This window comes from Adlercreutzia sp. ZJ141, from assembly GCF_011038965.1.
Taxonomy (GTDB): domain Bacteria; phylum Actinomycetota; class Coriobacteriia; order Coriobacteriales; family Eggerthellaceae; genus ZJ141.
Map to the genome: position 1 here is coordinate 26,063 of NZ_JAAKEB010000016.1, position 19,215 is coordinate 45,277.

Sequence of the window (19,215 nt, forward strand, 5' to 3'; positions counted from 1 at the left end):
ACGTTGTAATCATTTTTTGTTCGCAGCAAATTCCCACTGCGAACTTGTCAAATGTCTCGGATATGCTACAAATTAAGTAGCATTTTCAAGCTCGAGGCAATCCTACCAGAAAATGTAGGGCACAGCAAGATAGACTCCCATATATTGTGGATCACACACTACCAACACGTTTAGCCAGCGTTACACGCTCCGCATCGTCAGAACCGCACGACTACCTCGCGCTATTCCCTTCCCTTCGCGAAGAAGGCGACTGCGATAGCACCAGGTCCCACGTGCGTGCCAATAGCACTGCCAACGGTGCGAATGGGCAAATCTTCCACATGATCAGCCCACAGATGACGACTGTCCTGCATATACTTGCGAATAAGGTCATCGTTCAGGCCCGAGTACGCCAACGCGTACGGTTTCGAGAAGTCGACGCCGCCCACTTTCTCGATCGCTTGGATCAGCAAGTTGTTGCCCTTCTTGCTGCCGCGTGCCTTGCCAAGCAGCACAACCTCGCCATCCTCAATGGTGATCACCGGTTTGATGGAAAGCAGCGTGCCCGCCGTCGCAACCGCTGCAGAAATGCGTCCGCCGCGGCGCAGGTACTCAAGCGTGTCGAGCAAGCCAAGAACGCATATGTTGCGCTTTTCGCGGTCGAGCGCGCAAGCGATATCGGCGGCATCCATGCCCTGATCACGCAGGTGCATGCCCCGTTCAATGAGAATGCGCTCGCCGATGGTTGCGCTCTCGCTATCCACCACGAAGACCTTACCCTCATATCCATGCGCTGCAGCACACGCGCTTTCATACGTGCCCGACAGCTTCCCAGATATAGTAACAACAACAGCTGTGTCACCTGCGGAAACTATGCGTTCGAACACCTCTTCGAACGCATAGGGAACAACTTGGCTCGTTTTCGGCAGCTCATCGCTTTCGATAAGCTTCTCGTAGAACTCAGCATGCGACAACGTAATCCCGTCGAGATATTCTTCGCGATTACCCTGCTCATCGCAAAACGCTACCGTCAATGGCAAGAATGCATCACCGACTACTTCGTCGGCTCGGGGCGCACGTGCACCATCTCCCGCCAGCACGTCATCGGCTCGGGGCGCACGCGCACCATCTCCCGCAAGCATATCGCTTCCGAGGGTCGCTTCTTGGCACGGACACGCCAGCTCAACCATGTCCGATGCCGAGTCAATCACAAAACGAACAGTCATGTTCGGATCCTTTCAATTTAGGCGCGCGAATCAGAAACTTGCCTCGCACGCTTGACGAATAATTAGTTTGACTATCAAACTATTTCGTCATCATACGCGTTCTTTCGCACTGTTGATTTAGCTTCAAAAAGAAACGAAGAAACTGCACGCAATAGCACTCGATCTTCTGAGAACCGCCCTAAAGGCGCTAGGGAAACCTTGGTGCGACAATTTCGTCAATCAGTTGGCACCGACAAGAACAGAACGCTGCTGCTACAATGCATAAAAGCACATGAAAAGAGGCTGCTATGTCCATCGAACAAATTGAGTTCGTCACATACTGTATAGGAAATCTCTCCAAACGTCTCGGTCTATCTCAGTCCGAAATATACAACATGCTCGCCACGAGCGGGATTCTTGACGGCTACATCATCGAAGCGTATGACGTACTTCATACATTTGGCAAGGAATACCTCATGGATGATCTTGTTGAATACATGCACGAAAAGGGGCTGATAGCATGAGGGTCTACCATGCATCCCCCTACGTAGTAGAAAGCCCCGACACAGTCCATTCGAGGAACAACCTCGATTTTGGCCGCGGATTTTACGTTACCACGATGCGCGAACAGGCAGTAAGCTACGCAAGGCGTTTCACCCTTCGAAAGAAAGCGGCATTCCTTAACGAATACAACTTCGACGAGGCGGCCGTTGAATTATTCAAAGTTCTTCGTTTCGATGCTTACGATGAAGATTGGCTTGACTTCGTAATGAGCTGCAGAAAAGACGACGATCAAACCGACTGGGACATTGTCTTTGGAGGCATCGCAAATGACAGAGTGTTTACCACAGTCGATTTATATTTCGCGGGCGAAATAACCAAACAAGAAGCGCTCGGACGTCTCGCGTACGAAAAACCCAATGATCAACTGTGTATTCGAAACCAGAAAGCCCTTGATATTCTGCTCAGTTTTATCGGCGCAAAGGAGCTGTGATGAGCGCAGAAGGTAAACAGACGGTGTTGCAAATGAAGTATGCGCGCATCATCGCTACGATTGCAGAAAAAGAAAACGTCAGCGCGCAAAAAGCCCTGAGTATTTTCTACAACTCGGAAACTATGCCTCTCATTCAAGAGGGAGTCGCTGATTTGCATTGCCGAAGCGATGAGTATTTGGCCGAGGAAATCCTACGGGAGCGACCAAATGTGTCAGACACCTGATGACATTCGCTTCTGTCATCCATAGATAGACACCTTATCCCGCTCACTCCTTATAATGCATGCGTTTTGCATGTATTATACCCTCCATAAACGAGAGCACAAGACCTTATCCGCCTTATCGAGGAGGCGTACTTTGGGGTTGGTTGCAGTAAAGCGAATCGTTGATGTACCTCTCCACAACGCAGGTGGCCGACTCCCTTGGGTTTTCTCCTTTGGAAATCGCTTGCAATACCGCTCCGTCAATTTGAATGCTCAGCATGCACGCATCAATGTCAATGCCTGCTTTGCTCAAAAGCTCTTCGATCAACAGATTCAATTTGCGACGCCTCTTTTGGTAAACCACATTGAGGGGCTTTTCTTTCTCGGCAAGCAGCATCTGCTTGTAATAGCCCACCAAAACAGTGTTGTCATCAGGAAGGCACGTTCTTATGAGAAGGTCAACAATTCGTTCCCTGATCTCTTCCGCATGCATCTTCTCAACCTCAAGGACCACCTCTTCCGACTGTTTGAGCATGAGGTTCACAATGGAGTTGGCACCTTCGTGCAAAAGCCGATCGATGGAGCTGAAGTAGTGCGGTATCTGCGATCGAGGAATTCGCGCCAACTTAGCAACGCTATCGTACGTCACATTGGCAGGCCCTTCCTTAAGCATGATGTCAGCAGCGGTCAAGATAATGGTTGTCCGCATGATCTGCTCTTTGAGGTATTCTGGAGCTGAAGATGACGTACTCATAGACTCCCGCTATCCTGAAATTACGTGGCTAACAAAAGCACTGAGCTTCCTTGCGGTTAAGCCGCTGGTGCCGCTGCGGGATAGGGGTAAACTGCAGCGGCACCAGGAGAGGAACCATAGAGCTGCCGTGGGGGCGTGAAATGGGGAAACTCGGCAGCTCCATGCGGAGGATTAGCTGGAGACTTCTTCGTCAGGCAAAGGCGTCCCGTTCTTCATCAGGTACCACACACCGTAGTTCGGCCGAGGCGACGAGACTACCTTAGGCTTGCGATCCATGATGTTCTTTCGAACCATGAATGCCAGCAGCGCTGCACCGACGCACCCAATGAACAGGATCGCGAATATGCACTGCAATCCGTATGCAGTAACGTACTGAAAGAGCTCTTGGCCTGTAGCGAATCCAGAGCCTATTACCAACGCAATAATGGCACCTGCAAGAATTGCAGCCTTACGCCAACAGATTCCACCACCCGGGCTTACCATCTTCTTCTCCTTATCGGTAGCAGTCGTTAACGGGCGCTCTCGAGCTTTGGTGTTGATTTTGACGTCAGTAACCAACGAACTAAGCGGCATTCTATCAAGGCCGATCTGTATTTTCAATAATCGCGATTAGTTCATCAATTATTCATTTTGGTGCAACTGCAGGATCTTTTATATCACTTGCACAACTATTTGAAGTCATACCGTGCCATAGTAATATTCGGGCTATTACTATGAATCGTTTAACACCACTTTTTTGAAATTCCCCTTCAAGGGGCTTAGGTAGGTGTACCCTAATAGCGGGTTAATTACTGATTTTGAGACTCATTCGATTGTCTTGCCACAACCTTTACGAGACATAGTCTTCGCAAATGGAAACAAGACTGGGAAGATCTTCAACTATCGCAGTCCAAACAAAATAGAAATCAAAGCCGCCATACGGATGAGCGATCTTACTGCGCATTTTAGCAACTTCATCCCATGGATAAGACGGATTGATCGCTTTAAATGCATCCTTATGATTGCTCACAAGCTCACAAATACGCAAAAGCGGCATAGTAAGCAGATCCTGATGAAAAGGGGACTTCGAAAATAGATCTTCGTCGATTCGCTCGCTCTTGATCCTGCTATCAATCATGCGCGCATTGACGAGAACTTCTTGCACAAGAAACGGACTGATGTCGCTTTTGTCATCCATAGACAGACACCTTGTCCCGCTCGAATGCTTCGCGCACAAAGGGATACAGCCTATCGGCTCCACAAATGATATCGACATCACACCCGAGCTGTTTCTCAAGATCAAGATACAGCCCGCCGAGAGCGAACCCGAGGGGCTTCTCAAGCTCGATTACAAGATCGACATCCGATTCGGCACAGGCATCACCCCTTGCGTAACTTCCAAAGAGATGGGCGCGTCGAACGCCGTACTTCGGAGCCACCTGAGCCACTGCAGTAGTTATGTCATCACGTGTAAGCAAACAAACTCCCCGAAGAACAGCACTTACTTTGTGCCCATTCTAGCATAGACCCAGCAAGTAACCGTAACAGTCACGCTGGCATTCTGTTCCAACACTGTCGAAAACTCAATGCTGCCGGAGCGAAACGACGTACCCGCTCAAGTGTGTCAAAGAGCAGAGTCTCCCCCTAACACATGCACCCCACATATACGAAACAGCCCACAAGGACACCGTTGGCACTCGGCTAAAAAGCAGCATCCAACCAGAGACAATTCACGCCGTTAGCGGTGCAGAGGGATTGAAGCTTTTTGTCGACAGTGAAGAGAGTGGCACCCAAACGGCGTGCCAACACGAAGTAGAACAGATCATAGGACGAATGACCGAGCCTGACCGACTCAGTCATAGCTTCAACCCAAAGATTGCCATCGTCGTAAAAATCATCAACAAGAGCAATAGCATCCCGCCCACAATCAATTGCCTCTTCAGGTGTCAGATGTTTTCCGCGCATGTATTTTGTGAGCGCATGGGTAACCTCAGTAACAAGCAGTGTTGGCGCTGCGATTCTTTCGTCTTTTAAACGCAGTATCTTGAGTGCTTCCCCATATTCCGTTCCCATGACCATGGCGAGGGCGGCATTCGCATCTAGCACGATCATCATTTCTCTCCTGCTACGGCAGCAGCGAGTTCATCGAATCGCACATCGCGCTCGGCACGAGCCTTAGCAAGCATGATGGACGGTTCAGGAATACCGCTACGTAGCTTGCTTTGTCGCTCACGAGCTCGTCGAAGTATTTCTTCACGTTTGGTATTGCGAGCCTCGCGCTCTGCGAGAGACTCGACAGTAAATGGCCGTCGCTGCTCGGGGGTACGCTGCGCCTGATCGCATTCGTGAATTACTTGTTCAACTGAAGCGACAACTTGTTGCGCGATACTTCTATGATTGCGAGCTGCGAAAACACGCAACTCCCCGTAAAGGTCTTCAGGGAATTCTCTTACTTGCAACGCCGGCATAATGTCCTCCCTCTAATACATGCAATTTGCATGTATTATACCTTCCATAAACTAGAATACAAGGCTTTATCCACCTCGCCGATGAGGCGGAACTCTAGCTGCGTTACTATTCGCGGGCGAAACTTTTCATACTCAGCGCAACTGCCCCCGAGTGTTGCAGTTACTTTGAAAAGCTACCGTCGTTGATGTTCCTTTCCACAACACGGGCGGCCGACTCCCTTGGGTTGCTTCCTTCGGAAATCGCTTGCAATACCGCACCATCGATCTGAATGCTCAGCACACACGCATCAACGTTCATACCCGCTTTGCTCAAAAGCCGTTCGGCCAACAGGTTCAATTTGTGCCGTCTCTTTTGGGAAACCTCGTTTAAAGCCTGCTCTTCGTCGGCGAGCAACATTTGCTTGTAATAGCCCACCAGAAGAGAATCGTTCTCGGGAAGACACGTCTTGATCAGAAGACCAACAATTTCCTCCCTGATCTCTTCCGTCTGCATTTTCTCAGCTTCGCAGACAGCCTCTTCCGATTGTTCGAGCATGAGGTTCGCAATGTAGTTAGCCGCTTCACGCAAAAGGCAATCGATGGAGCTGAAGTAATACTGTATCTGGGATCGAGGAATTCGTGCCAACCTAGCAACGCTGTCGTACGTTACTGCGGCAGACCCTTCCCTGAGCAAAATATCAGTAGCGGTTAAAACGATGGACGCCCGCATGATCTGCTCTTTGAGGTATTTTGGAGCTGAAGATGACGTGCTCATAGACTCTCGCTATCCTGAAATTGCTTGGTTAACAAAAGTACTGAGTCTTCTTGTGGTTATGTGAGTGGTGCCGCTGCGGGATAAGGGAAAACTGCAGCGGCACCAGGAGAGAGGAACCATTGGGTTTCCGTGGGGGATACAGAATGGGGAACCACGGGAACCCAAGGCGAAAAGTTATCGAGGAACTTCTTCGGCAGGCAAAGGCGTCCCGTTCTTCATCAGATACCACACATCGTAGTTCGGCCGAGGCGACGAAACCGTCCTGCGATCCATAGTGTTCTTCCGAACCATGAAAATCAGCAGCACCGCGCCGACGTACCCGTTCAGAACGTACACGACATTCACGAGCATGCGATACGGAACGAACAGGCCAATGACAAGGCCCGAAACACCGAGCACAACTGCAAGAATGCGAAACTTTCGAGTCCCCTCCTTCGCGAAGCGAGCAACGGGGTTATACAGCAAGGGCACTGCGGTTGCGCATATACCGACGAACACCACGACGGCATATACAACCGAAAGGGCGGGGTTTAGGCTTTCCGCAAGAATGAGGTTGGGTATAGCTGCATTCCACACGTAATTGGTGCCATCAGTGGTGTTGATGTTAGCAATCTGAGCTAGAACAATTATCAGGATAGCTGCGCAAATAGTCACCGTTGCAATGATAATGCCAGCCTTCAGGTTCTTAAGCTCGTTTTTCGCGCCCAGCAAAGTAGTGAAGCTCGAGAACCACAGCAAGACAAAGCCAGCATAGGATAACCCGGACATCAGCCAGTTTCCACCGGCTTTGGTAACAGTCTGGCCCGCCTCCGCTCCCTGATAGGTGCCGCTCGCGATGGTTTCAAGACCCTCAGATATATGAGGCCAGCCCACAATAAGCACAGCAATACCCACAACAACGAAGAAGCCTATCTTGATAGGTCCGATCACGCCGATAATGTTGACAAGTTTGTTTAACCCTGCCGCCACAACCAGAATAACCAATCCAGCAAGCAGGACACCGCCAACCCATTCGGGGATACCGAACCCCTGATGCAGCGTAGATGCCGCACCTCCAACCATAACAAAGAAGGACATGTAGCAGAACAAGGTCGAGTAATAATCGAATGCGGTGCCGATAGTCTTTCCGCAGAAATACTTGAACACATCGTTGCCAACTTCGTAACGCTGCTCAGCGCCTACTTTGGCGAAATTGAAGTTGTAGTAAATGAACAGGATCGCGAACACAGCGATTGCAAATACGCACTGCAATCCATATGCAGTAAAGTACTGAAAAAGCTCTTGGCCTGTAGCGAATCCAGAACCTATCACCAACGCAATGATGGCGCCTGCAAGAATTGCAGCTTTGCGCCAGCAGATTCCACCACCCGGGCTTGCCATTTTTTCCTCCTTGTCGGTAACAATCAGTAACGGGCGCTCGCGAGTTTTGGTGTTGATTTTGACGTCAGTAACAACGAACCTAACGGCATTCTATCAAGGTCGCTCTGAATTTTCTATAATCGCGATTAGTTCACTGATTATTCATTTTAGTGCAGATGCATAAAAGTCTGCATTCTTTGTCCAAGAAAGAGGTGAAGCACCAGGTTATAGCCGATATTAGAAGAAACTGCTTGAACTAATTGGAAACACTATCGTGATAACTTTACCATGTTCATTAAATCTTGTACATGAATTGGAACACGTCTTCGCGTTGGATGATAACCTGCATGCCCAACTTCGCGCCGGCTTCTTCGAGACGTTCCTGCACGGTATTAAAATCGGCGACGTCGGTGTTCAGCGTAGTGAGCATGGTCATGCTAAAGATGTCATCAAGAACGGTTTGGCTGATGTCGTCGATGTTCGCATCACATTCAGCCAACACCGTAGAAATAGCCGCAACCACGCCGCTACGGTCTTTCCCCAAAACAGATATAACACACTTCATTGGAAGGTCCTTTCACGAGGTTTCCCGCATTGTAATACAGAAGCGGCCAGCTACACGTGCGACCCAGCCGCGACCGCACCATCAAGCGAACACTACGGACGAAAGATCAGCTGTAGCGCTTCTTGCCGCGTATTCTGACTACGCTCGAACACACCGCGCACTGCGCTGGTGGTTGTGCTGCTGCCTGGCTTTTTCACGCCACGCATGCTCATACACATGTGCTCAGCCTCGAGCACAACGATCACACCTTGGGGGTGCAGTTGCTCGATGAGCGTATCAGCAATCTGGCTGGTTAAACGTTCCTGCACCTGCGGGCGGCGCGCGTATACGTCAACCAGGCGTGCAAGCTTCGACAGCCCGCAAATGCGCCCATCAGCCGCAGGAATGTATGCTACGTGTGCTTTGCCGAAAAACGGCACCAGATGATGCTCACACATCGAGTAGAAAGGGATGTCACGAACAAGCACCATTTCCTCGTGATGCTCGTCAAACGTCGTTTCGAAATGCACGGCAGGGTCCTGCTCCATGCCGGCAAACACCTCTTCGTACATGCGCGCCACGCGGCCGGGGGTTTTAAGCAACCCTTCGCGATTCGGATCCTCTCCAATTCCTTCAAGAATCAGGCGCACGCCTTGTTCGATCTTTTCCGTATCCACGTAACAAACCCCCACTCAAACGCGCCTGTTCTTACCTGGGACATTCTATACCAAGGTTGTCAACAGCCCCACGGCGTTTCCGCTCGGCCCACCCAACCCTGGTCGGCCATTTCGAGCCACCCGGGTTTCTCGATCGTTTCACTTCCTAAGCGTCAGCGCACGCGACGCGACGCCACTGCGAATCCGATTGCGCCTACGGTCAGCACAAGCATCGTTGCCACGCGCCCAACACTGAGTGGCTTGTAACCTACGAGTGTAATACCCACAGCGAACATCACCAGTGCTGCACAGATGGCGGCTATCCACCCAAAGTAGGTTCTCATCACCAAGCCCCCTATTGTCGAACTCCACCAACGCACAGCGATGGCGCCGCAACGCGCGGCGCCATCGCAATAAGCTCGTATCACGCACCCATAACCAAAGCTGCGATAGCTTTTTGAAAAGCCATCCGACACATCCGGCACCTCAGCAGCTTGAAAGCTGTGTGCTTCCGCAATCGAGCCACCTCGTGAATCACCTAGTAATCCAGCTCGTCGTCGGCCACGCGCCCACGGAACGTGCGATAAATGATCACGTGGTAAATAAGCACCAGCGGCACGCCCACACAAGCAATGCCCGTCATCCACGACAGCGCCAGCTCAGATGATGCCGCAGAGGCAATGGTAATGGAGGCGCCCACGCTATCGGCGGAAGCAACCACCAAGTTGGGGAACATGCTCGCGGCAAGCAGCGCAACTAGGCACACCGCAGCGGCAGATTGCAGCACGAACGACCCGATGTCGCAATTCTTCTTGCCTGCCATGATCGCCGCGACCACAGCAACCACGAACAGAATAGCGAACACCCAGCGCACAACGCCCAGTTGAGCAGCCATTTCAGGCTGCACGATAACCAACGCGTACACCGAAACGGCAGCGAACAACACCAGCGCAACAATCTGCAGCGGCATGCGCAACTTGGCGGCGCGGTCCTGCATGTCAGAGGGCTTCGGAGCTTTCAGCGCCACCCACGATGCACCGGCAGCAAGGCACATAGCCAAACCGAGCAGACCACACAACAACGTGAACGGCGTGATCAGGCCCAACAGCGGAACACCGCTGTAGTTGCCGGCGGCGTCCATGGGAATGCCTGCGTAGATGTTGCCTACCGCAACGCCCAAAAGCAGCGCCGGCAAAAGCGACCCAACCGTGAACAGAACATCCCACAAACGCGCCCATTTGGGGTCGTGCGCACGATACTCAAGAGAAACCGCACGAACAATCAAGCCAAACAGCACCAGCATAACCGCCAGGTAAAAGCCCGAGAACGTGGTGGCATACGCCGGAGCGAATGCAGCGAACAGCGCACCGCCCGCCGTAAGCAGCCACACCTCGTTGCCGTCCCACACCGGACCAATAGCCCGGCGCACCACAGCCTTGTCACGCTCGTTTTTCCCCAGCACCGGATACAGCACGCCAGCACCAAGGTCAAAACCATCCAGCACGAAGTATCCAGCGATCAATACGAAGATGAGAATGAACCACAGTATCTGAAGAAACGTCATGGTTACTCACCTTCCTTAGAAGCGTCAGCCGTCTCGACCGCAGACGCAGAAGCGGTCTCAGTTGCCGGTACAGCAGACACAGTCGCACGCGTCGGCGTCATGTCCTGCGCCGGTGCGACCTCATCGCCCACGGGACCCTTCTGGATAAAGCCCTTCACAATACGAATCCAGCCAATCAGCAAGAATGCATAGATGGCAATGAACAGCGCCAGCGTGATAAGCAGCTCAGGAGCCGACACCGATTGAGAAATGGCATCGTTAGTAAGCAGGCTCACGCCGTCAGGACCACTCACGGACGGATACACTACCCACGGCTGACGACCAACCTCGGCGGTAATCCAACCGGTTTGAATGGCAATAAACGGGAACAAGGGGCCGATAACGATCAAGCGCTGCAGCCACTTCATGTTCGCAATCTTCCCGCCGCGCAGCGTGAACACCAAGGCCAGAATAACCACCAGCATGATAGCGCCGTACATAGCCACCATAAGGTGATAGCTCTGGAACACAAGGTTTACTGGCAGCTCAGACGGGTTGATGTCGCCGTACTTCTCGGTTTCAGCGAGCGAATTTAGGCCCTGGTACTCGGTATCGAAGGTGCCCGTAGCCAAAAAGCTCGTGCCGCCGGGAATGGCAAAGGGCGCGAGAACCTTCTCGCCGTTCTCGTCAACCCAGCCGAACGCATACAGCGGCGGAATCTCGTCTTCGTACATACCTTCCATCATGGCCATTTTCGTGGGCTGCTCTTCCCACACCAACACAGCGGAAGCATGAGCAGCAAAGATCATGGCGCAGCTGGCAACAATGCCCACCACAGCACCGATCTTCATGGTCTTCAGAGCGAATTCCTTGAACTTGCCACGAAGCAGATACCATGCCGCCACAGCCATAGCAACGAACGCACCCATGATCAGCAACGCGATGACCGTATGTGCGTAGCGAGGCAGAATGGACGGGTTGAACGCAGCGGCCAAAAAGTCAGTGATAACCGCTTTGCTGCCGTCAGCCGCAAGCTGGGCTCCGGCCGGCGTTTGCATCCACGAGTTCGCAATGAGAATCCACAGGGCAGAAAGGCACGAGCCAAACCACACAAGCCAGGCAGACACCGTGTAGAACTTCAGCGACACGCGGTTGCGACCGAACAGCAACACTCCCAGGAATACCGACTCCAGGAAGAACGCGAACAGCGCCTCGGCCGCCAGCGGCGCACCGAAAATGTCTCCCACGAAGCGCGAGTAGTTAGCCCAGTTCGTGCCGAACGAGAACTCCATCGTGATACCTGTGGCAACACCGATGGCGAACGTGGCCGTGAAGATTTTCACCCAGAAGCGAACTGCATTGCCTTCCTGCTCGGCGGATGCGTCACCCCTCTTCACGGCGCGATAATGCTTTGTTGCGTTGATGGCCAGAATCAAGCCAAGGCCAATGGACAGCGGCACGAAGAAGAAATGGTAGGCAACTGTCAAAGCAAACTGGATTCGGGACAGCAGCGCAACATCGGTTAGCAGATCCATCGCACACCCCCTTCTATTTGTTACGAGATGGAAATACCGTTACGGTTTCATTCTACCAGCGAATCGAGGGCATCCGCAATATGCTAGTTATTTTGTAGCATTTGTTCTATCGGGCACAACACGCACACCGGAGTGTCATTATTGCCCGCCATGCAACCCTCGTTCGCTCCATTGAACCCTTCTTTTTTGCGTTGGTTTCACAACGCATACGTTGCTTCGCATCATTATTTGAGACACCTGAGATCCACACCCGAGATCCGTTGACGCAAATTGAACGAGAAATTGGCAAAACGATGAAGCGAACTGCTTATTCAGTAAACTCGTCCAGCGAAAGGCCCACGGGACAATGGTCGCTGCCGAACACCTCTGGGTAAATGCTGGCAGCCTGCACACGCTGGCGTAGCTGCTCGCTTACCAGGAAGTAATCGATGCGCCATCCAGCGTTGTTCTTGCGCGCATTAAAACGGTAGCTCCACCACGAGTACGCACCCTCTTCCTGGCCGTGCGTCAGGCGGAACGTATCGATGAATCCCGCATCTAATAGCGCGGTGAACTTGGCACGCTCTTCGTCGGAAAACCCTGCGTTTCCCCTATTGGGGCCAGGATTTTTCAGGTCAATCTCCTGATGGGCCACGTTGAAGTCGCCGCACATGACTACCGGTTTCGGATTCGTTGCATCCCCGGGCTGTGTTGTTGGAAGCACCGCGACATCCACGTGCCCCGTCCCAAACTCCGCCGGTCCTTCGCCCGGGCGCTCTACGGGCACACCCGCCGGCAACACTCCTGATTCAAGCCCCGTACAGAACTCGCGAAACGCATCGTCCCATTCCATACGATGATCAATGCGTGCCAGCTCGTTTTGTGCATTTGGGGTGTACACGCATACAAACCAGAACTCGGGGAATTCAAGCGCACAAATGCGCCCTTCGGTATCGAGATGCGGGAAACCCAGCCCGTGCAGCACCTGTAAGGGCAGCCGCTTGGAAAACACCGCCGTACCCGAGTAACCTTTGCGCTCAGCATAGCTCCAAAACTCGTAGTAGTCCGGCAAATCGGGTGCAGCCTGACCTGCCTGCAGCTTCGTTTCCTGCAGCGCGAATATGTCGGCATCAAACGCGCTCACCACGTCCTCGAACCCTTTTTTCAGCACGGCGCGCAAGCCGTTCACGTTCCACGACACGAAGCGCATGATAACTTTCCCTTCCCAGCCGAACTCGCTATCACTCCCACGAGCGTTTTACGGGCAATCCCCAGTGAAACGCCGCTATTGTAGCGCACGGAAACACAGCAGTTGTCAAAGACTGTAGTGTAAGCAAAATAGTACTTTACTTAATACTAGTTGCACGCGTCATGCAGATTCCACTTTAAGAGCCTGACTACGTACAGGAACTTCATACCACTTACGTCCATGCTGACAGTTTCTCTTTATCACTGAAAATCATCTTGGGGTTCATGACGTTGATTCAAAAATGCCCGCGAGCTTTCTATCAGGTATTTTTCAAATTCTTGCAACACAAAGGGCTTGATTTTTCTTTATCACCTCTTTATCATCTCTTTATCAACTCACGTATTCCAAGGAGTCGAAATGCCCAACCAGCACTCAATGGATCTTGTTTATTCCCTCGTTGGTTATCCGGCCGAAACCGAATGGCTTGAATTCAAAGAAAACAACAAGGATCCTCAGCGGACAGGCCGTGATATCTCAGCCCTTGCCAATGCCGCTGCTTTTTGCGGACACGATTACGGCTATAAAATATGGGGCGTTCGCGACTCCGATCATGCACTGGTTGGAACCACTTTCGACTATCTTCGAGCCAAAGGAGAAGGAAATCAAGATCTGCTGGTTTGGCTCACCCGCCACCTTACTCCTAATGCAAACTACGAGTTCAGCCAGGTTACCGACGATACCAACAGGCGCTTTGTCATCCTGAAAGTGAGAGCAGCATCGGGACAGCCTGTACGCTTCAACAACGCCGCCTACATTCGTGAGGGAAACGCAACCACATGCCTTGCTCTCGGATCAGCTAAAGAAGAAGAGTTATGGCGCAGACTTCAACGCGCAACGTTTGAATTCCAAACTGCCATCGAAAACATCCCAGCAAAAGACGTGCGCGAGCTTCTTGCCGTTGACGCGTATTTCGATTTGCTCGGACTCAAACAACCCACCGACTTAGCATCGGCACTCATCCCCTTTGCAGAACAAGAACTTATCAAGTACCAAGATGATGGAAACTACGCGATAACTAATTTAGGTGCTCTCCTTCTTGCAAAGAAGCTGTCCGGCTTCCCAGGGTTGAGAAAACGCCCGCTTCGAGTAATCCGATTTGAGGGAAAAAGCAACCTCAACATCATCGCCGACCGCACCTTTGACGAAGGCTATGCACTGGTAATTCCTCAAGCTGAAAGCTACATTATGGCCTCATTACCCGCAAAAGAGATCTCTGAGGGAGCTTTCCGAAAAATCCAATACGCATATCCGCAAGCTGCCATTCGCGAACTGCTCATTAACGCTATCGTCCATCAAGACGCAACCGTTACCACCGCTGGCCCACTAGTAAAGATATACGATAACCGCATCGAGTTTAGTAATCCCGGATCGTGCCTCATCCCCACTGACCGCATTCTCAATGCCCAACCAAAAACTCGAAATAACGGACTGGTGCGCATGCTGCGTCAAATGGATCTTTGTGAAGAAGGAGGCACTGGGTGGGACAGAGCGGTTGAAGCGTGCGAGAGTCGATTTATGCCCGCTCCAAAAATTATCAGCACCGAAGACCTTGGAACCACCGTTTCTCTCTATTCGGATTCGGCTTTCGATCGCATGACAAAAACCGAGCGCATGGAAGCCCTCTACTGGCACGCCTGCCTTATGTACGCACAAGACGAATCAATGGGGAATCAGAGCCTTCGCAGCCGCTTTGGTCTGAACAATGAAAGAAAGAATACCTTGGCTATCTCACGGCTAATCAGAGAAGCATGCGAGAAAGAGCTTATCAAAGAAGAAGATGAAAACGCTGGAACTAAGTTCAAACGATATATCCCTCATTGGGCATAAAGTAATGGAAGATAGCTTGGCGATCGGGCAATTTCTCTTTATCACTGAAAATCATTTTGGGCTTCATGACATTGACTCAAAAATGCCTGCAGGCCTTCTATCAGGCGTTTTGCAAATTGTCGTGATATAATGGACGTCGTTTTTCTTTATCATCTCTTTATCAACGTTACGTCGCTTGATCGTTTCAGCCAAAGGTCATCTTATTCTCTTGGTGCGTGCGTGAAACGCGTAGGTGTTCGGCGAAGACCGTGAACTGCAGGCTCTGTGCGATAAAATCCTTCGCTGGATATGTCGCCTGTGAATGTCCCGAGCGCCCCTCTCAGCCTAAGCGGCTTGCTAATTGCCTAGCTGATGCGCTTGCGCATGGGTTCAATTTGGCTACAATCTACAATCTACTCGTCAGGGCAGTCGCTTGCGGAACGAGAATCGACACCGCGATCGAGCCGTTCACCTCGCTCGGACATCGTCGTCTCGTCCTGTCGTCTTCGCTCGAACTTCTCAATCGCCAAATACTGGGCTAGCTCCTTCACCTGTGTGTCGAGCTGGGAGATGCGGATGTTCATAGTGAGACACTTTACCAACAAGACGAAGATACAGAAGAGAAAGACGAAGTTTGTCGGGTCGTACACACCCGCCACTGATGACATCCACTCGAAGATGCCCGGGAAGATGCTCACGACCAAAAGGGCAAGCGCCAGGATAAGCCAAAACAGGGAATCCTCCAGGCGAACCTGAGAATTGCGCACCTTACGCAGAACAAGAATCAAAACCAGAAGCGCGGCAATCACCAAAACAACGCGCAATGTCAGCGTCATCATCGGGCATCACCGCCACCTCTAAGGTCCTTGCGAAAGAACTGAATGAATAGGATCGACATAATCATGCGAGCCATATAGAGAACCGAGCTCTTCAGATTGAGGTAGCTCTGCCCCGCGTAACGCTCCCTCATCTCGACAGGCACCTCGCAAACGCGCGCGCCCGCGCACTTTATCAGATAAGAGATGGTGTCTGGCTCGGGGCCGAAGTTCGGCTCCGTCGAGAACAGCGGGATCATCCGTTTGCCGAAAGCGCGCATACCCGAGGTAGGGTCTTTGATAGTGGTGCCCGTGGTAAGCTTGATGACCTTCTCAATCAATATACTGCCGAACATACGCAACGATCGTGGTCGCTCGCCCACGATGAAGCGGGATCCCACTACAATATCACTCTTTCGCGTCGCATCCACGAGAGCTGCCACGTACTCTGCGCAATGCTGGCCATCGGCGTCGAACTGCACCACGCAATCGTATTCGTAACGATACGCATAGCGCATGCCCGCTTGGAATGCCCCTGAGAGACCCAGGTTGATGGGCAGATCGAGAAATGGGTACTTGTTGCGCCGGCAGACCTCAGCCGTCGAGTCCGACGACCCGTCGTTCACAACAAGAAAGTCGACATCGGGGTTGAGCCGACGCAAGTCGGTTACCGTGTTCTCCAGCGAGGCTTCCTCGTTGTACGCCGGTATGACGCAGAGCGCTCTCAAACCCATCTCCTTTCGCCCGCGGGTGTCAAACATCCTTGCAATTATAGCGCACCTCGAAGCGATAGCCCGATCAGCGCGGCAAGCCCAGTCAGTCTTCAGTCTCCACTAGCACGGAAACATAGTCGCTGAAGTGTTCAGTAAAATGTTCGAGCTGCTCCTCTGACTCGAAGCGAAAGAACAGCACACCCAGCGCCTTGTTTGCGTTGGAGAACGCATCGACCACATCTCCCGCCTCAACATACATGACCTCGCGATAAAAGGTCTCCTTGGCAACTCCAGAAAGCTCGTAGCCCCGATAGCGCCCCTTGTCTGTAGAATGCAGAACGAACGTCGCATTGAGCACCCGCCCGAACTCCCAGTCGATAAAACCCGGATTCTCCCCCATAGCGCATCGGATATTGGCCTTGACTAGATCGACACCACTCGCATCGGACAGCTGAACAGGAATAAGATTCCCCCCTGCGCGGCTCCCCAACTCCAAAACATACGGCTCATTATCGGCACCGTAGATTACCTCAACATTGAGCTCCCCAAAGCGAATACCCAGCGAGGTGACAAGCTCTTGTAGAACCATTTTTGTTCGACGATATTGCTCGAAGGTGAGCCCTGATGGCATCCGCTCGCCCACGGGAACAAGGGGTGATCCGCAATCGCGTAAACACGACATAAGCCCCCAGAACCTCACGATGCCGTCCACGACGAAAATGTCACCGCCGACAACGCGGGGAAACCCATAACTAATATACTCCTCGACGATAACGATGCCGTTTCGACCATAGGATCGGGCATAATCGATCGCTTCGCTTAACTTCGAAAGATTGTGGAGTACCGTGACACCTTTCGATCCCGAAGAGTCGGTGGGCTTCACGACCACTGGCAGACGGAGAGCCTCAATGTGGCGTCTCACATGGCAGACATCCTCCTCAGCGTCGAAGCTGCAGGACTTCGGACAGGGAAACCCATTTTGCGTCAAATGCTCCCTGAACAGGCTCTTCGAACTCATTATCTCGACCGTCTCAAGAGGATTGGACGGCAAGCCGAGCTGTTCGGCAACGTAGGCCGCCGTCGGAGAGGCAGGATCGGATGAGTACGCGATCACTCCGTCTACGCGCTCCTTGCGCGCAACCCCCAGAACCGCATCCCTGTCAGTGGTGCTGACCAGATAAAACACGTCAGCGTAATGCTGACCTGGGTTGTCGGTGAGATAGTCACAGAGAACCGTGCGATACCCGCACGACTTCGCCACCTCAATGGCAACAACCTGCTGTCGAGATCCGCCAAGCAGCAGCAGTGTCTTTCTGTCATCCAATTCAAACCTCTTCTCTCAAAGTCAGCAGCTACAAGCATGCTGCAGCATTAATTATAGGGCAGCAGACATCCCCAATGCGTTGCACCCGCCAAAACCAGCAGCCAAAGAAGCAAATCACAACTCACAACCCAACCGCATCAACTATCATGAACAAAACGCTTCGTAAGCGGAAAAGTTCCTATATCTGAAAGGTACTCCATGTACGATAAAAATACTCTTTCGGCGCTTCTCGCCGACGGCTTCACCGAGCGAATGGCTGCAGAGTTCCTCGAGATGAAAGAAGCCGAGATAGCCAGCGGGATGTTCGATCCCACATACCTCTCATGGGCGCACGAGAACGGCTTCTTTGCCGAATCCGCTTGTGCCTATGGGCTGAGCGCAGAAAACATCGGAGATTACCTTTCCGACTACGACTACTGGAAGCTCTGGCCGCTCAACGACTGGCAGCGAATTTGGATAAATGACAAGCTCACACTCAACGCTATGCTCCTGGGCACCGATATGCAGCACTATCTTCCCGAGTACTACTACTACACTACCCCCCGAGGCTTCCTTCCCTTGCAGGACAGCAAAGGAGTAGCCGACGTTTCAGGACTCATCGCTATCCTCAAGGAGAAGGGTGAAGTAGCCGCCAAACCCTGCAACGGAACACTTGCCTGCGGATTCCACAAACTGGAGTTCGTCGATGGCGCCTTCATTTTTGACGGAAAGACCGTGTCCGAAGACGAGCTCGTGCGGTCACTCCAAGAGATGAAGAACTATGTTTTCACCGAGTTCCTACACCCGGCAAAGCCCTTGGCGAAGATCAGCCCGCGTATCCACACCATTCGAGCCATTGTCCTTAACGAAAGCGGCGTTAACCCAGAACTCGTCGCCGCCTACATCCGCTTCGCCGTGGGGGGAGACGAAGATGGGCACAAGCCTAACTATGTGCCGCCCACCAACAGCAATATCTTCTCCTACAACGCCAAGATTAACCTGGATACAGGCCACATCTCGAACGGCACGATCGTCTACGCCAACAAGGTCATCAATGCCCCCCAACACCCCACGAGCAATGCCCTCGTCGATCTGACCATCGACTGCTGGTCAGAGGTGGTTGATGTCATGAAACGCATGAGTATGAAGTTCGGTGCATGCGAGTATCTTGGGTTTGACATCGGAATAACCGACAAGGGTCCAAAGATCATGGAGATCAACTCAAACTCAGGCATCAAATACATCCAGGTGTTCCAGCCGCTGCTCACCGACGAGCGCACGGCGTCGTACTACAAGAGCCGCATCGCAGAAATCAACGCTCTTACCGCCGAGCAAAAAGCTCACCGAAACAACATCTGGCACTAAGACACTAGCATA

At 52.1% G+C, this 19,215-nt stretch carries 23 protein-coding genes; 5 read left to right on the forward strand and 18 right to left on the reverse strand.

Annotated elements, in window-relative coordinates; translation table 11 throughout:
• Window positions 1-221 precede the first annotated feature (221 nt).
• The gene (locus G7Y44_RS08120) at window positions 222-1,205 is read right to left on the reverse strand and encodes a DegV family protein (RefSeq protein ID WP_165248958.1); all 984 of its coding nucleotides are present in this window, start codon (window positions 1,203-1,205) and stop codon (window positions 222-224) included.
• Window positions 1,206-1,492: 287 nt separating this feature from the next.
• On the opposite strand from G7Y44_RS08120, the gene G7Y44_RS08125 reads away from it, so the two are divergent.
• The 3 genes from G7Y44_RS08125 to G7Y44_RS08135 are packed head-to-tail and all read left to right on the forward strand — an operon-like array spanning window position 1,493 to window position 2,402.
• Complete coding sequence (locus G7Y44_RS08125; protein WP_165046074.1) at window positions 1,493-1,708, forward strand: DUF3791 domain-containing protein; 216 nt, start codon at window positions 1,493-1,495, stop codon at window positions 1,706-1,708.
• Window positions 1,705-2,178 carry a DUF3990 domain-containing protein gene (locus tag G7Y44_RS08130; RefSeq protein WP_165248960.1) on the forward strand — a complete coding sequence of 158 codons (474 nt, stop codon included), beginning with the start codon at window positions 1,705-1,707 and terminating at the stop codon, window positions 2,176-2,178. The genes G7Y44_RS08125 and G7Y44_RS08130 overlap by 4 nt, the downstream gene beginning before the upstream one ends.
• A complete protein-coding gene (locus G7Y44_RS08135; RefSeq protein ID WP_206214439.1) occupies window positions 2,178-2,402 on the forward strand; it encodes a DUF3791 domain-containing protein in 225 nt (74 codons plus the stop codon). Before G7Y44_RS08130 ends, G7Y44_RS08135 begins: the two co-directional genes overlap by 1 nt.
• 115 nt (window positions 2,403-2,517) lie before the next feature.
• Here the strand turns inward: G7Y44_RS08135 and G7Y44_RS08140 are convergent, their stop codons facing one another.
• The 14 genes from G7Y44_RS08140 to G7Y44_RS08205 form a co-directional block, all read right to left on the reverse strand.
• Complete coding sequence (locus G7Y44_RS08140) at window positions 2,518-3,135, reverse strand: TetR/AcrR family transcriptional regulator (protein WP_165248962.1); 618 nt, start codon at window positions 3,133-3,135, stop codon at window positions 2,518-2,520.
• Window positions 3,136-3,306: 171 nt separating this feature from the next.
• Window positions 3,307-3,708 (reverse strand): hypothetical protein, encoded by a 402-nt coding sequence (locus tag G7Y44_RS08145; RefSeq protein ID WP_165248926.1) that lies wholly within the window; start codon window positions 3,706-3,708, stop codon window positions 3,307-3,309.
• A 256-nt stretch (window positions 3,709-3,964) separates the two neighbouring features.
• Window positions 3,965-4,312, reverse strand: coding sequence for a HepT-like ribonuclease domain-containing protein (locus G7Y44_RS08150; RefSeq protein ID WP_165248964.1), 348 nt, complete (start codon window positions 4,310-4,312; stop codon window positions 3,965-3,967).
• Complete coding sequence (locus G7Y44_RS08155; RefSeq protein WP_165248966.1) at window positions 4,305-4,592, reverse strand: nucleotidyltransferase family protein; 288 nt, start codon at window positions 4,590-4,592, stop codon at window positions 4,305-4,307. The genes G7Y44_RS08150 and G7Y44_RS08155 overlap by 8 nt, the downstream gene beginning before the upstream one ends.
• A gap of 223 nt (window positions 4,593-4,815) precedes the next feature.
• The gene (locus G7Y44_RS08160) at window positions 4,816-5,229 is read right to left on the reverse strand and encodes a type II toxin-antitoxin system VapC family toxin (protein ID WP_241159228.1); all 414 of its coding nucleotides are present in this window, start codon (window positions 5,227-5,229) and stop codon (window positions 4,816-4,818) included.
• Entirely contained in the window at window positions 5,226-5,582 is a 357-nt protein-coding gene (locus G7Y44_RS08165; protein WP_165248968.1) for a hypothetical protein, read from the reverse strand. Before G7Y44_RS08165 ends, G7Y44_RS08160 begins: the two co-directional genes overlap by 4 nt.
• 160 nt (window positions 5,583-5,742) lie before the next feature.
• Window positions 5,743-6,336, reverse strand: a complete 594-nt coding sequence (locus G7Y44_RS08170) for a TetR/AcrR family transcriptional regulator (protein ID WP_165248970.1) — start codon at window positions 6,334-6,336, stop codon at window positions 5,743-5,745.
• Window positions 6,337-6,510: 174 nt separating this feature from the next.
• The gene (locus tag G7Y44_RS08175) at window positions 6,511-7,716 is read right to left on the reverse strand and encodes a YkvI family membrane protein (protein ID WP_206214440.1); all 1,206 of its coding nucleotides are present in this window, start codon (window positions 7,714-7,716) and stop codon (window positions 6,511-6,513) included.
• Between the two features lie 274 nt (window positions 7,717-7,990).
• Window positions 7,991-8,260, reverse strand: coding sequence for an ACT domain-containing protein (locus G7Y44_RS08180; RefSeq protein ID WP_165248972.1), 270 nt, complete (start codon window positions 8,258-8,260; stop codon window positions 7,991-7,993).
• A gap of 92 nt (window positions 8,261-8,352) precedes the next feature.
• On the reverse strand, window positions 8,353-8,916 hold the full coding sequence (folE, locus tag G7Y44_RS08185) for a GTP cyclohydrolase I FolE (protein WP_165042804.1): 564 nt from the start codon (window positions 8,914-8,916) through the stop codon (window positions 8,353-8,355).
• 152 nt (window positions 8,917-9,068) lie between these two features.
• Complete coding sequence (locus G7Y44_RS08190; protein WP_165248973.1) at window positions 9,069-9,239, reverse strand: hypothetical protein; 171 nt, start codon at window positions 9,237-9,239, stop codon at window positions 9,069-9,071.
• A 194-nt stretch (window positions 9,240-9,433) separates the two neighbouring features.
• On the reverse strand, window positions 9,434-10,459 hold the full coding sequence (cydB, locus tag G7Y44_RS08195) for a cytochrome d ubiquinol oxidase subunit II (protein WP_165248974.1): 1,026 nt from the start codon (window positions 10,457-10,459) through the stop codon (window positions 9,434-9,436).
• Window positions 10,460-10,461: 2 nt separating this feature from the next.
• Window positions 10,462-11,973 (reverse strand): cytochrome ubiquinol oxidase subunit I, encoded by a 1,512-nt coding sequence (locus G7Y44_RS08200; protein ID WP_165248975.1) that lies wholly within the window; start codon window positions 11,971-11,973, stop codon window positions 10,462-10,464.
• A 307-nt stretch (window positions 11,974-12,280) separates the two neighbouring features.
• A complete protein-coding gene (locus G7Y44_RS08205) occupies window positions 12,281-13,162 on the reverse strand; it encodes an exodeoxyribonuclease III (RefSeq protein ID WP_165248976.1) in 882 nt (293 codons plus the stop codon).
• A 333-nt stretch (window positions 13,163-13,495) separates the two neighbouring features.
• On the opposite strand from G7Y44_RS08205, the gene G7Y44_RS08210 reads away from it, so the two are divergent.
• The gene (locus tag G7Y44_RS08210) at window positions 13,496-15,028 is read left to right on the forward strand and encodes an ATP-binding protein (RefSeq protein WP_165248977.1); all 1,533 of its coding nucleotides are present in this window, start codon (window positions 13,496-13,498) and stop codon (window positions 15,026-15,028) included.
• 392 nt (window positions 15,029-15,420) lie between these two features.
• Here G7Y44_RS08210 and G7Y44_RS08215 read toward each other — a convergent pair whose 3' ends face one another.
• The 3 genes from G7Y44_RS08215 to G7Y44_RS08225 all read right to left on the reverse strand — a co-directional run bounded on the left by G7Y44_RS08215 (window position 15,421) and on the right by G7Y44_RS08225 (window position 17,859).
• Entirely contained in the window at window positions 15,421-15,846 is a 426-nt protein-coding gene (locus G7Y44_RS08215; protein ID WP_241159229.1) for a DUF2304 domain-containing protein, read from the reverse strand.
• Entirely contained in the window at window positions 15,843-16,550 is a 708-nt protein-coding gene (locus tag G7Y44_RS08220) for a glycosyltransferase family 2 protein (protein ID WP_206214441.1), read from the reverse strand. The genes G7Y44_RS08215 and G7Y44_RS08220 overlap by 4 nt, the downstream gene beginning before the upstream one ends.
• Before the next feature lie 88 nt (window positions 16,551-16,638).
• The gene (locus tag G7Y44_RS08225) at window positions 16,639-17,859 is read right to left on the reverse strand and encodes an ATP-grasp domain-containing protein (protein ID WP_165248979.1); all 1,221 of its coding nucleotides are present in this window, start codon (window positions 17,857-17,859) and stop codon (window positions 16,639-16,641) included.
• A gap of 198 nt (window positions 17,860-18,057) precedes the next feature.
• Here G7Y44_RS08225 and G7Y44_RS08230 point away from each other — a divergent pair, with 198 nt between their 5' ends.
• Window positions 18,058-19,203 (forward strand): sugar-transfer associated ATP-grasp domain-containing protein, encoded by a 1,146-nt coding sequence (locus G7Y44_RS08230; protein WP_165248980.1) that lies wholly within the window; start codon window positions 18,058-18,060, stop codon window positions 19,201-19,203.
• The last annotated feature ends 12 nt before the right edge of the window (window positions 19,204-19,215 follow it).